Genomic DNA, 13,070 nt, shown 5'->3' on the forward strand with positions numbered 1-13,070 from the left:
CGCCATTCCTTCCTGTCCCGGCAACGCTTCAGCGAGCGTGAGCATGTCGGCATCGCGCTTTTCCTCCCGCTGATGCCTTTGATGGCGTGGTGGGCGCAGGGCGAGGTGCGAGTGCTGCTGCGCAATGCCAGAATTAGCCAGGCACGAGGACTCGCGGCAGCCTCAAATTGCTATGGCTATTCATCATGCTTCCTACGGGCCGACGGAAGGCCGCGGCGAAGCCACCGAGTCGATCGCTGCGCACGGATCCTGGAATTGCTCAGGCTGGGGATGGCTCGACCGAGAGTTCAGCCTTCGGGCCTCTCGCCCATATCGAGTGCAGCATCCACGCGGCAAGAAACAGCGGGCTCAGGACAGCGACGCAATATCCGCCCCAGGTCAAAAAATGCACGACGAAAGGCCCGAGCCAGCAAATCGCCAATATCAGCCGAGGCGGTCTCGAAACCGTCGCGGCGAGCATCGCGACCGCTACGGCCACACTGATCGTGTCGTAAGTGTAGCCGTAGGGCGTGGCCAGGATCGCAAGGACGGCGGTAAGCACCACGCGTTCCTGATGCGAAACCGCGCGCCCCGGCCACCACAGCCAGATCGCCGCGGCGATGGACGCGACGGTCGCGACCGCCTGCACCCCATAGGCGGCGGTCAGCCCAAGGCCGACGGCTCTCGCCGTGAAGAACACCGTTATCGCGTTATACTGATAAGGTTGCGGGTAAGGCGCCTCCATGATCGCCGTCATCAGCGGACGGGTTTCAGTCAGGAACAGGCGCCAGACATCGAAGCCGAAGAACAGGCCGGTGGCGACGGCGATCACGACGCTGGTGCCGAGGGCCGCGAGAATGGCGCGCCAATTGCTGCTGGCGAGCAGGCAGAAGGGCACGAGAATGCCGAGATGCGGCTTGATCGTCAGCAGGCCTAACAGGACCCCGGCCAGCAGCGGACGCCTGGGTGCCACGGCGAGGCCTCCGATCAGCAAGGCGGCGGTCAACGCGCCGTTCTGGCCGAACACCGAGTTCCAGATAACGGCCGGACTGAAGACAATGGCCAGTTCCAGGGCCGTCCCGAGCTTCAGCGGCCGTATCGCCAAGCACAGACACAGCACGGTCCCGACCGTCCAAATCAGATAGGCAGGCAGGATCGGCAAAGTGGCAAGCGGAACGCCGAGCAGCAGGATGTTCGGCGGATAGCTCCATTCCTGATTGGGAAGGTCGGGCGAGAACATGACGCGCAGCGCCGCGCGGTAGGCATCCACGTCGAAGAGGGTAGCAACATGGCCGTCGATGGCCATGCGGGAACCAGCCCAGAGATTGGTGAAGTCCCAGTAGGGGAGCCTGTGCGAAAGTTCGGAAAACCCTCGGTCGTCGAGGTTCCACAACATGCTCAGGTAGAATTCGGTCATCCACAGGGCGATGATCGACACGACCGTGACTATGGCCACGTCCAAGAGGCTTCTGGTCCTGATCCAGTCCGGTTGCATGGCGACCTCGGTTTCGCAACCGTGTTTGTAGCCCTTGTGTCCTTAAGATCGCGTTGCCCAAATATGGTCAGCCAGGCACCGTCACCCGCCGCAGCGTCAGATTGATGCGGCCGCCATTCTTCAGCAGCGCCGACGTCGCGGGGTAGATGCGGTCGACGCCGTGGAAGGCGAGGCGCCCTTCGCCGCCGAGCACGACGACGTCGCCGCTCTTCAGCCTGAACGACTTCGTGCCGCCTTCGCGCCTGTCCTGGCCGACCCGAAACAGGCAGTCGTCACCCAGCGAGACCGACACCACGGGCGCGGCGAAATCCTGCTCGTCGCGATCCTGATGCAGGCCCATCTTGGCATCCGCCGCATAGAAGTTAACGAGGCAGGCCTCGGGCGGGTGCGGATAGGCCGAGACCTCGCGCCACAATTGCAGCAAGGCTTCCGGGATCGGCGGCCAGGGCTCGCCCGTCACCGGATGCGTGGGCTGGTAGCGATAGCCGCGCTCCTTGTCGGTCACCCAGCCAAGCGCGCCGCAGTTGGTCATGCGCACGCTCATCTCCTTGCCGGTGCGCGGCATGGCCGGCACGTAGAGCGGTGCCGCCTGCACGACGCGCCTGATCTCCTCGACCAGCGCTCCCTGGGCCGGGCGCTGGAGGTAACCCGGCATGTGGCGGACGCCTTTGGGGAGCACGAGCATTGGGTCGATCCGATCAATTGGCCGGAGAGCATGCCACCGAAGGAACCGCTCCGCGACCCGAAAGCGGCCGCTCGCGTTCCGCTATGCTGTTCTCAGTCGCTGTCGACACGGCCGCGCAGCCTCTTCACCGTCGACCGGCCCGCCTTGCTCTTCAGGCGGCGCTCCACGGCGCCTTTGGACGGCCTGGTCTTCTTGCGCGGCGGCGGCGGCGGTTCGGCCGCCTTGGCGATCAATGCCGTCAGCCGCGCCCGCGCATCGGCGCGGTTCTGCTCCTGGGTGCGGAAGCGGCCGGCCTCGATGACGATGACGCCGTCCTTGGTGGCGCGCTGGCCGGCAAGCTTGAGGGCGCGCTCGCGCACGCGCTCGGACAGGCCGGATGCGTTTGCCGCGTCGAAGCGCAACTGCACCGCGGTCGCCACCTTGTTGACGTTCTGGCCGCCCGGACCGGAGGAACGGATGAAATCCTCATGCAGGTCGCCCGCACGAATGACCGCTTCACCGGTGATGATGATGTCGTCGTCAGTTGCCATGCACGCACTCATGACGCGACGGCGGCAAAAAGGAAAGGCCCGGCGCAAGCCGGGCCTGGAGGGAAAGAGACGCCGATTATTCCGCCGCTTCCTGCAGGCGCGGCGCGGCGCCGAGGATGGTGGCGTCGACGTGGCGTTCGAACTTCTCGAAATTGGTCGCGAACATGTTGACCAGTTTCGCGGCTTGGCGGTCGTAACCGGCCTTGTCCGCCCAGGTCGAGCGCGGGTCGAGAATGGCGCTGTCGACACCTGGAACGGCGACCGGCACCGTAAATCCGAAATTGGCGTCGGTGCGGAACTCGGCCGACTTCAACGAACCGTCGAGCGCGGCGCCCAGCAAGGCGCGCGTCACCTTGATCGGCATGCGGCGGCCGGTGCCGTAGGCGCCCCCGGTCCAGCCCGTGTTGACCAGCCAGCAGTCGACGCCGTGGCTGGCGATGAGCTCGCGCAGCAGATTGCCGTATTCGGACGGATGGCGCGGCATGAACGGGGCGCCGAAGCAGGTCGAGAAGGTTGCCTCCGGCTCTGTGACGCCCTTTTCCGTGCCGGCAACCTTGGCGGTATAGCCGGACAGGAAGTGGTACATTGCCTGCGCCGGGGTCAGTTTTGCGATCGGCGGCATGATGCCGAAGGCGTCCGCCGTCAGCATGATGATGTTCTTCGGATGGCCGGCGCGGCCGGTCTTCGAGGCGTTGGGGATGAAGTCCAGCGGGTAGGCGCAGCGCGTGTTCTCGGTGAGACTGCCATCGTTGAAATCCGGAACGCGGCCAGCGTCGAGCACGACGTTTTCCAGCACCGTACCGAAGCGCTGCGTGGTGGCGAAGATCTCCGGTTCGGCCTCGGCCGACAGCCTGATCGTCTTGGCGTAGCAGCCGCCCTCGAAATTGAAGATGCCGAGCGGACCCCAGCCGTGCTCGTCGTCGCCGATCAGCGTGCGCGACGGATCCGCGGACAGCGTCGTCTTGCCGGTGCCGGACAGGCCGAAGAAAACCGCCGCGTCGCCGTCCGGCCCCTCATTGGCCGAGCAATGCATCGGCATCACGCCCTTCGCCGGCAGCAGGTAGTTCAGCATGGTGAAGACCGACTTCTTCATCTCGCCGGCATAGGAGGTGCCGCCGATCAGCACGATGTGGCGGGTGAGATCGACCGCGATCACCGTTTCCGTGCGGGTGCCGTGACGCGCCGGATCGGCGCGGAAGGAGGGCAGGTCAATGATCGTCATCTGCGGCGCGAAACGCTCGAGCTCCGGGGCTTCGGGACGGATCAGGAGATTGCGGATGAACAGCGAATGCCAGGCGAATTCGGTGACGACCCGGGTCGGCAGCTTGAGGTCGGCGTCGGCGCCGCCGACCAGGTCCTGAACGTAGAGGTCCTTTTCGGCTGCATGGGCCTTGAAATCGGAAAACAGCGTTTCGAACTCACCTGGCGATATTGCCTTGTTGTTGTCCCACCAGACATGCGGGCCAGTCGCCTCGTCGTACACGACGAACTTGTCCTTCGGCGAGCGGCCGGTGTGCTGGCCGGTCTCTGCGACCAGCGCGCCTTGCGCGGTCAACCTCGCTTCGCCGCGCCGGATCGCTTCCTCATAGAGTGCGGCCGCGCCGAAATTGTAGCGCACCATGCCCGTGGTCTTCAGGCCGATCGCGTCGATGGCGCAGTCGGGGTTGCGTTTGCCGGCTTCCGACATCAAATTTCCTCTCTGGATTTGGCCGCATGTGACGGGAGGTTTCCCGAAGCCCGCACAGGGCTGTCAAGTTCAGAACCAGAAAAGCCGAATGATATCAAATCATTAATCGATTTAAAAAATTTGAAAGTTGTTTAAATCGTTTATATGTGCAAAAAACTACGAGGTTGCCCAAAGGATTGGCAGGCTTGGTTCGTCCAATCCCATACGGGTGCGATCGTGTGTAGCGGCAGGCCGCCCGTGACTTCGGACAGGGCCCGTGCCACATTTTGTACCCAATTTGTCCTGCAAAAGCCCCTTCTCGACGACAGAAGGGACAGCTCATGAGGGAGCCGCTTGAAATGGCAACAATCGCGCTTGTCGACGACGACCGCAACATTCTGACCTCGGTGTCGATCGCGCTCGAATCCGAGGGGTATCGGGTCGAAACCTACACCGATGGCGCGTCGGCGCTGGAAGGGCTGGCGGCGCGGCCGCCGAACCTCGCCATCCTCGACATCAAGATGCCGCGCATGGACGGCATGGAGCTGTTGCGCCGGATGCGGCAGAAATCGGACCTGCCGGTGATCTTCCTGACGTCGAAGGACGACGAGATCGACGAATTGTTCGGCCTCAAGATGGGCGCCGACGACTTCATCCGCAAACCGTTCTCGCAGCGCCTGCTGGTCGAGCGGGTGCGCGCGGTGCTGCGCCGCACCAGCGCCCGCGAGGCAGCCGCCAAGGCGCCCAGCCAGCAAGCCCGCTCGCTCGAACGCGGCCAGTTGGTGATGGACCAGGAGCGGCACACCTGCACCTGGAAAGGCGAGCCGGTGACGCTGACGGTGACCGAGTTCCTCATCCTGCATTCGCTGGCGCAGCGCCCCGGCGTGGTAAAAAGCCGTGATGCGCTGATGGATTCGGCCTATGATGAGCAGGTCTATGTCGACGACCGCACCATCGACAGCCACATCAAGCGGCTGCGCAAGAAGTTCAAGGCCGTCGACGACGACTTCGAAATGATCGAGACCCTTTACGGAGTCGGATACCGGTTCCGAGAAGCATGAATGGGCAGTACTGAGCAGGGAATAGTCGGCAGTCAGTTTTGAATGGTGCGAGCGGCCACTCATGCATAGCCACGGTCAGCCAGCCATTTCTCAATTCCCTACTGCCTACTGCCTACTCACTAATTAAGCAGGGCCTGCTATTCGATGGCAGTGGAAGTAGAGCGAGGCAGACGGGCGGGCGCGGCGAAGCGCCCGCCGCGGATCGTGCCCGCCTTCGTGTCGAAATTCACGGTGCCGATGCGCCGATTTCTCGGCCACCACATCTTCTCCAGCCTGACGCGGCGCATCCTGTTCCTCAACATGGCCGGCCTCGCTGTGCTGGTCACCGGCATCCTCTATCTCAACACCTTCCGCGACGGGCTGATCGACGCGCGCGTCGAAAGTTTGATGACGCAGGGCGAGATCATCGCCGGCGCGATCGCGGCCTCGGCGACCGTCGAGACCGACTCGATCAGCATCGACCCGGAAAAGCTACTGGAGCTGCAGGCCGGCGAGAGCCTTGGACCGGGTTCCGACCAGCTCGACAATCTCGATTTCCCGATCAATCCGGAACGCGTCGCGCCGGTGCTCAGGCGCCTTATCTCGCCGACCCGCACCCGCGCCCGCATTTATGACCGCGACGCCAACCTGCTGCTCGATTCGCGCCATCTCTATTCCCGCGGCCAGATCCTGCGCTACGACCTGCCTCCGGTCGAGGACGAGCAGCCGGACCTTCTGGAACGGGTCGAGAAATTCATCTTCGACTTCTTCCGCAACAAGGACCTGCCGGTCTATCACGAGCAGCCCGGCGGCAATGGCGCGGCCTTCCCGGAAGTGGTCAAGGCGCTGACCGGCAGCCCCTCGACCATCGTGCGGGTCAGCGAGCAGGGCGAGCAGATCGTCTCCGTCGCGGTGCCGATCCAGCGTTTCCGTGCCGTGCTCGGCGTGCTGATGCTGTCCACTGAAGGCGGCGATATCGACAAGATCGTCGCGGCCGAGCGCAAGGCGATCCTGCGCGTGTTCGGGGTGGCGGCTCTCGTCACCGCGATCCTGTCCTTGCTTCTGGCGTCCACCATCGCCAACCCGCTGCGCCGGCTTTCCGCCGCCGCCGTCAGGGTGCGGCGCGGCGTCAAGAGCCGCGAGGAAATCCCCGATTTTTCCGACCGTCAGGACGAGATCGGCAATTTGTCCATTGCCGTGCGCGACATGACGAATGCGCTGTACGCGAGGATCGAGGCGATCGAAAGCTTCGCCGCCGACGTCTCGCACGAGCTCAAGAACCCGCTGACCTCGCTGCGCAGCGCGGTCGAGACGCTGCCTTTGGCGAAAAACGACACGTCTCGCGCGCGTCTGATGGAGATCATCCAGCACGATGTGAAGCGGCTCGACCGGCTGATCACCGACATCTCCGATGCCTCCCGCCTCGACGCCGAGTTGGCGCGCGAGGACGCCGCCACCGTCGATTTGAAGAAGTTCATCACCGACCTCGTCGCCGTGTCGCGCGAGACCACGCGAAACAAGAAGGCAGTCGAGATCGAGTTCAAGGTGGCAAAGCTGCCGCCCGGCGCCAAAGGCTTCTTCGTTGTCGGCCATGACCTCAGAATAGGCCAGGTCATCACCAATCTGATCGAGAACGCGCGCTCCTTCGTGCCCGATGAGCATGGGCATATCGCGATCTCACTGGCTCGCGCCGGCAAGTTCAACATCGTCACCGTCGACGATAACGGCCCGGGCATCCGGGTGGAGAACATCGACCGCATCTTCGAACGCTTCTACACCGACCGGCCGGCCGGCGAGGCATTCGGCCAGAACTCCGGCCTCGGCCTGTCGATCAGCCGCCAGATCGTCGAGGCGCATGGCGGCACCCTGACGGCCGAGAACATCCCCGGCACCAAGCCCGGCGAGATCAAGGGCGCGCGCTTCGTGGTGATGCTGCCCGCGGAAGGCTGACCGCCGAACCGAATATGCCGGACACCGCCACGAAGCCTCGCAACATGCATGGGACGGCCCTCCTGATCGGCGAGCAGGGCGTGCTGGTCACCGGGCCGTCCGGCTCCGGCAAGACGACGCTGGCGCTGACGCTTATCGATCATTGCCGCACCCGCGGCCTGTTTTCCCGGCTGGTCGGCGACGACCAGTTGTTTGCGACTGCTCACGGCGGCCGGCTGGTGTGCCGCGCGCCGGCAAGCATCGCCGGACTCTGCGAGGTGCACGGCATCGGGCCGCGGCCGCTGGCCTTCGAGCCGGCCGCCGTGATCGATCTGGTGGTTCGGCTTGTCGAACCGCCCGCATTGGCGCGCCTGCAGGACCAAGCCACAGAGACGATCGCCGGATGCAGGCTGCCCCGCATCGACGTCGCCCGGCAGAATGTCACCGCCGCGCTGCCCATGCTGATGGCGCGGCTGTCGATCCAGCCTTTTTCATGATCCGCCCCGGGGTTTTTTGCTGCGATGCGTCAAAATGGTCTGGGCCGCCGCAATTTTGGGCTTGTCAACCGGCCGTGCGTCGACAAGATAGCGCTCCCGCCGCCTGGAATGGCCGGCGAACATAAGATACGCCTGTGAAGCGGCGATGACGGGAGCCACCAGAGAATGATCGGACTCGTGCTCGTGACGCACGGTCAACTCGCCACCGAGTTCCGGCATGCCGTGGAGCATGTCGTCGGGCCGCAGGACAATTTCGAAACCGTGGCGATCGGCGCCGACGACGACATGGAGCAGCGCCGGGCCGATATCGTCGACGCGGTGGCGCGCGTCGACACCGGCGCCGGCGTCATCGTGCTCACCGACATGTTCGGCGGCACACCATCCAACCTTGCCATCTCGGTGATGGAATCCGGCCGCATCGAGGTCATCGCCGGCATGAACCTGCCGATGCTGATCAAGCTCTCCTCGATCCGCAAGGGCGACAACATGGCCGCCGCGCTCGACGAAGCGCAGGCGGCGGGCCGCAAATACATCAACGTCGCCAGCCAGCTCCTGAGCAGCAAATGAACGCATCGGCGCCGCAGACGGACGAGGTTGTGCGGGAGTTCCCGATCATCAATCAGCGCGGCCTGCATGCGCGCGCTTCAGCCAAGTTCGTCCAGGTCGCCAGCGGCTTCGACGCCACCATCCATGTCGAGAAGGACGGCGTGAAGGTCGGCGGCACCTCGATCATGGGCCTGATGATGCTGGCGGCGAGCCCGGGCTATTCGATCCGCGTCATCGCCAGCGGCCCGGAAGCGGTGCCGGCCATGGACGCGCTGGAGCAGCTGGTCGCCTCGCGTTTCGGCGAGGAACTCTGATCTTTTTGTTTTTGGTGCATGTCGTTGTCCCAAACCGCAACACACTTGTGGGCGACATGCACCGCGCCACTAAAGACATGCGCGCATAAAGATTTCTTTATGTCCCATTGTCGTCCGGCGACCGATCTGCTAGTCAAGCCGGCAATCGCGCCCTGCTCGCGCTTCCCGGCGCCGGCGCGCCTTTGAGAAAAAATCACACCGGAGCACTGCCATGACGGGTAGCAAGGATTATGTGGTCGCCGATATCTCACTTGCCGGCTGGGGCCGCAAGGAGATCGAGATCGCCGAAACCGAAATGCCGGGCCTGATGGCCTGCCGCGAGGAGTTCGGCGCCAAGCAGCCGCTGAAGGGCGCGCGCATCACCGGCTCGCTGCATATGACCATCCAGACGGCGGTATTGATCGAAACGCTGAAGGCGCTGGGCGCCGACATCCGCTGGGCCTCCTGCAACATCTTCTCGACGCAGGACCATGCGGCCGCCGCGATCGCCGAGGCCGGCATCCCGGTCTTCGCCGTCAAGGGCGAGTCGCTGGAGGATTACTGGAACTACACCGACCGCATCTTCCAGTGGGCCGATGGCGGCACCTCCAACATGATCCTGGACGATGGCGGCGACGCCACCATGTACATCCTGCTCGGCGCGCGCGCCGAGGCCGGCGAGGATGTGCTGTCCAATCCCGGCAGCGAAGAGGAAGAGATCCTGTTCGCCCAGATCAAGAAGCGCCTGAAGGCCTCGCCCGGCTTCTTCACCAAGCAGCGGGACGCGATCCGCGGCGTCACCGAGGAGACCACCACCGGCGTCAACCGCCTCTACCAGTTGCAGAAGAAGGGCCTGCTGCCCTTCCCGGCGATCAACGTCAACGATTCCGTCACCAAGTCGAAATTCGACAACAAATATGGCTGCAAGGAATCGCTCGTCGACGGCATCCGCCGCGGCACCGACACGATGATGGCTGGCAAAGTCGCGGTGGTCTGCGGCTATGGCGACGTCGGCAAGGGCTCGTCGGCGTCGCTGCGCGGCGCCGGCGCCCGCGTCAAGGTCACCGAGGTCGACCCGATCTGCGCGCTGCAGGCGGCGATGGACGGCTATGAGGTGGTGACGCTGGAAGACGCCGCTCCCACCGCCGACATCGTCATCACCACCACCGGCAACAAGGATGTCGTCACGCTCGACCATATGCGGGCGATGAAGGACATGGTGATCGTCGGCAATATCGGCCACTTCGACAACGAGATCCAGGTGGCGTCGCTGCGCAATCTGAAATGGACCAACGTCAAGCCGCAGGTCGATCTCATCACCTTCCCAGACGGCAAGCGGATGATCCTTCTGTCGGAAGGACGCCTGCTCAACCTCGGCAACGCCACCGGGCATCCGAGCTTCGTCATGTCGGCCTCGTTCACCAATCAGGTGCTGGCGCAGATCGAGCTCTTCACCAAGCACGGCCAATACCAGAACCAGGTCTATGTGCTGCCCAAGCACCTCGACGAGAAGGTGGCGCGGCTGCATCTCGACAAGCTCGGCGCCAAGCTGACCGAGCTGTCCAGCGAGCAGGCCGCCTATATCGGCGTGACGCCGCAGGGCCCGTACAAGCCGGAACACTATCGCTATTAACCAAAGCGAAATTATCTACCAGATATTGAAGCCGGGTGGTTGACTTTCCGCCCGGCTTTATTTTTTGCGCCAATGATTCTTCACGCCGATTCCGGCAGGCGTTATTGTTGTGATTCGCGGTCCGGGGACATTTTGGGCCGGGGACGCATTCAGGGCGGTCTTGCATTCAAGCGGCGAAGAGGACCAAGACATGCCGGGGGATTACCCGCCACGCGCGGGAACGGCCGTTTCCGGCGGCCATGAGGTTTCGAACAAGGCCGGCCCCGCCGCGAGCGGCGGCGGTTTTCGTGCCCGCCTGCGGCTGGGCTCGCTTCTTGCCACCTCCGCGCTGGCCGGCCCGCTGCTGGCTTTTGCCGCCCATGCCGAGACAGGTCTTCCGGGAAAGGCCGCGGCGCCGGTCGGCACCGTCGAGGTCATGCAGCTCGCCATGTTCGTCGGCGTCATGGGCGCAGCACTTGTCTCGGCCATCTTCCTGATCCGCGAGCGCACGCGCACCGCCTCGCAGAATGTCCAGCTCCGGGCACGCATCGCGGACGTCAACGCGGCGCTGCAGCGTTCCGAGGCGCTGCTCAACCTGCGCGACCAGCGCGTCGTCGTCTGGGCCACGGACAACAAGAAACCCGAGCTCATCGGCAGCCTGCCGCTGGACAGCGGCGCGCCCGACGACAGGTCCGCCTTCCTCGCCTTCGGCCGCTGGCTGATGCCGCGTTCGGCGGCGGCGCTGGAGCACGCGGTCGCGGCGGTGCGCGAACAGGGGAAGGCCTTCGACCTCATCATAGAAACGCAGGCCGGCGTGCCGCTGGAAGTGCATGGCCGCAAGAGCGCGGCGCATGTGCTGTTGCGCTTCGTGTCGCTGTCGGAGACGCTGCGCAACCAGGCCAGGCTGAAGATCGAGAACCAGCGGCTCAGCGCCGACTACGACACCCTGATCGGCCTGCTCGACGCGTTGAGGATGCCGGCATGGCTGCGCGGGGCGGACGGGCGATTGCAATGGGTCAACCGCGCCTATGCCGAAGCGGTGGAGGCCGAAAGCCCGGCCGCGGCCGTGCGCGACGCCAAGGAATTCCTTGGTGGCCAGGCGCGCGAGCAGATCGCCGAGCAGCACAAGACACGCCCGGTATTCGAACAGACGCTTTCCACGGTGATCGAAGGCGACCGACGAATGTTCGCGGTCACCGACTTCGCCGGTGCCGACGGCTCGGCGGGGCTTGCCTGCGACACCAGCGCCGCCGAGACGATCCGCGCCGAATATGAACGGACCGTGCGCAGCCATGCCGACACGCTCGACCAGCTGAACACCGCGGTGGCGATCTTCGACACCGAGGAAAAGCTGCGCTTCTTCAACCAGGCCTTCCAGAAGCTCTGGGGTCTCGATTCGGGCTTCCTGCTCAGCGCTCCTTCCAACACGCTGCTGCTCGACCGGCTGCGCAGCGAAGGCAGGATCGCCGAGCAGCCGGAATGGCGGCGCTGGAAGGAAAACCTGCTCAGCGCCTACCGCGCCGTCGAATCGCAGGAGCACTGGTGGCATCTGCCGGACGGCAAGACGATCCGCGTGGTGGCCAACCCGCAGCCGAAAGGCGGCGTCACCTGGGTGTTCGAGAACCTGACCGAGAAGATGGACCTCGAAAGCCGCTACCAGACCGCCGTGCGGGTACAGGGCGAGACGCTGGACAACCTCGCCGAGGGCGTGGTGGTGTTCGGTCCGGACGGGCGGCTGCGGCTGTCCAATCCGGCCTTCGTCGCGCTGTGGGGACTGACCGTGGAAGCGGTCAAGCCGAACATCCATGTTTCGGCGATCCGCGACCTGTGCGACCAGCGGGCCGCGAACAGCCCGTGGGGCGGCTTCGTCGCCGCGATCACCGGCTTCGACGACGAGCGCCGCGACCGCCGCGGCCAGATCGAGCTGATGAACGGCAACGTGCTGCGCTACGCGGTGATCCACCTGCCCAATGGCCAGGTGATGATCACCTTCGTCGACGTCACCGACACTGTGAATGTCGAACGAGCGCTGAAGGACAGGAACGAGGCGCTGGAGAAGTCCGACCAGCTGAAGAACGAATTCGTGCAGCACGTGTCCTATGAGCTGCGCTCGCCGCTGACCAACATCATCGGCTTCACCGAGCTTTTGTCGCTGCCCGCGACAGGGCCGCTGACGCCGAAGCAGCGCGAATATGTCGAGCATGTCGGCTCGTCGTCATCGGTGCTGCTCACCATCGTCAACGATATCCTCGACCTGGCGACCGTCGATGCCGGCATCATGCAGCTCGACATCTCCGAGATGAACATCGACCGGACGATCGCCGCGGCCGCCGAGCTGGTCGCCGACCGGCTGGACGAGCATCAAATCAAGCTCGAGATCGACGCAGCGGAGGCGCCGGCGAGCTTCCATGGCGACGAGACCCGCATCCGCCAGATCCTCTACAATCTGCTCAGCAACGCGGCGAACTATGCGCCGGAGGCGAGCACGATCCGGCTCACCTGCCGCCGGCTGGCCGACGGCGTCGAGTTCTCGGTGCATGACGATGGCCCGGGCATGCCGCCGGACGTGCTGGAATCGGTCTTCCGCCGCTTCGAGCCGCGCGCCAATGGCGGGCGAAGACGCGGCGCGGGGCTCGGACTGTCGATCGTCAAGAGCTTCGTCGAACTGCATGGCGGAACCGTGCGCATCGAGACCGGCCGGGACAAGGGCACGACGGTGATCTGCACCTTCCCGGATAAGCCTTCCGGAATCCCGGATACACCGGCCGGCATCCGCGACGCGGCCGAGTAGCGCGGCC

Annotated in this window: 11 protein-coding genes; 7 read left to right on the top strand and 4 right to left on the bottom strand. The window is 64.6% G+C overall.

Features of this window, described 5'->3' with window-relative positions:
* Positions 1-259: 259 nt before the first annotated feature.
* The 4 genes from P9273_RS24930 to P9273_RS24945 form a co-directional block, all read right to left on the bottom strand.
* The gene (locus P9273_RS24930; protein WP_278051142.1) at positions 260-1,435 is read right to left on the bottom strand and encodes a glycosyltransferase family 87 protein; all 1,176 of its coding nucleotides are present in this window, start codon (positions 1,433-1,435) and stop codon (positions 260-262) included.
* Positions 1,436-1,541: 106 nt separating this feature from the next.
* The gene (locus tag P9273_RS24935; protein WP_278051144.1) at positions 1,542-2,159 is read right to left on the bottom strand and encodes an alpha-ketoglutarate-dependent dioxygenase AlkB family protein; all 618 of its coding nucleotides are present in this window, start codon (positions 2,157-2,159) and stop codon (positions 1,542-1,544) included.
* 92 nt (positions 2,160-2,251) lie between these two features.
* Entirely contained in the window at positions 2,252-2,689 is a 438-nt protein-coding gene (arfB, locus tag P9273_RS24940; protein WP_041000034.1) for an alternative ribosome rescue aminoacyl-tRNA hydrolase ArfB, read from the bottom strand.
* A 76-nt stretch (positions 2,690-2,765) separates the two neighbouring features.
* Complete coding sequence (locus P9273_RS24945; protein ID WP_278051146.1) at positions 2,766-4,376, bottom strand: phosphoenolpyruvate carboxykinase; 1,611 nt, start codon at positions 4,374-4,376, stop codon at positions 2,766-2,768.
* A 338-nt stretch (positions 4,377-4,714) separates the two neighbouring features.
* On the opposite strand from P9273_RS24945, the gene P9273_RS24950 reads away from it, so the two are divergent.
* The 7 genes from P9273_RS24950 (at position 4,715) to P9273_RS24980 (ending at position 13,063) form a co-directional block, all read left to right on the top strand.
* On the top strand, positions 4,715-5,416 hold the full coding sequence (locus tag P9273_RS24950) for a response regulator transcription factor (RefSeq protein ID WP_006201274.1): 702 nt from the start codon (positions 4,715-4,717) through the stop codon (positions 5,414-5,416).
* 144 nt (positions 5,417-5,560) lie between these two features.
* Positions 5,561-7,345, top strand: coding sequence for a stimulus-sensing domain-containing protein (locus tag P9273_RS24955; protein ID WP_442920257.1), 1,785 nt, complete (start codon positions 5,561-5,563; stop codon positions 7,343-7,345).
* Positions 7,346-7,359: 14 nt separating this feature from the next.
* The gene (locus P9273_RS24960; protein ID WP_442920258.1) at positions 7,360-7,821 is read left to right on the top strand and encodes an HPr kinase/phosphorylase; all 462 of its coding nucleotides are present in this window, start codon (positions 7,360-7,362) and stop codon (positions 7,819-7,821) included.
* Between the two features lie 165 nt (positions 7,822-7,986).
* Complete coding sequence (locus P9273_RS24965; protein WP_041000038.1) at positions 7,987-8,388, top strand: PTS sugar transporter subunit IIA; 402 nt, start codon at positions 7,987-7,989, stop codon at positions 8,386-8,388.
* Positions 8,385-8,681, top strand: a complete 297-nt coding sequence (locus tag P9273_RS24970) for an HPr family phosphocarrier protein (RefSeq protein WP_278051161.1) — start codon at positions 8,385-8,387, stop codon at positions 8,679-8,681. The genes P9273_RS24965 and P9273_RS24970 overlap by 4 nt, the downstream gene beginning before the upstream one ends.
* Positions 8,682-8,892: 211 nt before the next feature.
* Positions 8,893-10,293 (top strand): adenosylhomocysteinase, encoded by a 1,401-nt coding sequence (ahcY, locus tag P9273_RS24975; protein WP_041000040.1) that lies wholly within the window; start codon positions 8,893-8,895, stop codon positions 10,291-10,293.
* A 190-nt stretch (positions 10,294-10,483) separates the two neighbouring features.
* The gene (locus tag P9273_RS24980; protein ID WP_278051163.1) at positions 10,484-13,063 is read left to right on the top strand and encodes a sensor histidine kinase; all 2,580 of its coding nucleotides are present in this window, start codon (positions 10,484-10,486) and stop codon (positions 13,061-13,063) included.
* The last annotated feature ends 7 nt before the right edge of the window (positions 13,064-13,070 follow it).

Origin of the sequence: Mesorhizobium sp. WSM4935 (genome assembly GCF_029625735.1) — a bacterium.
Taxonomy (GTDB): Bacteria; Pseudomonadota; Alphaproteobacteria; order Rhizobiales; family Rhizobiaceae; genus Mesorhizobium.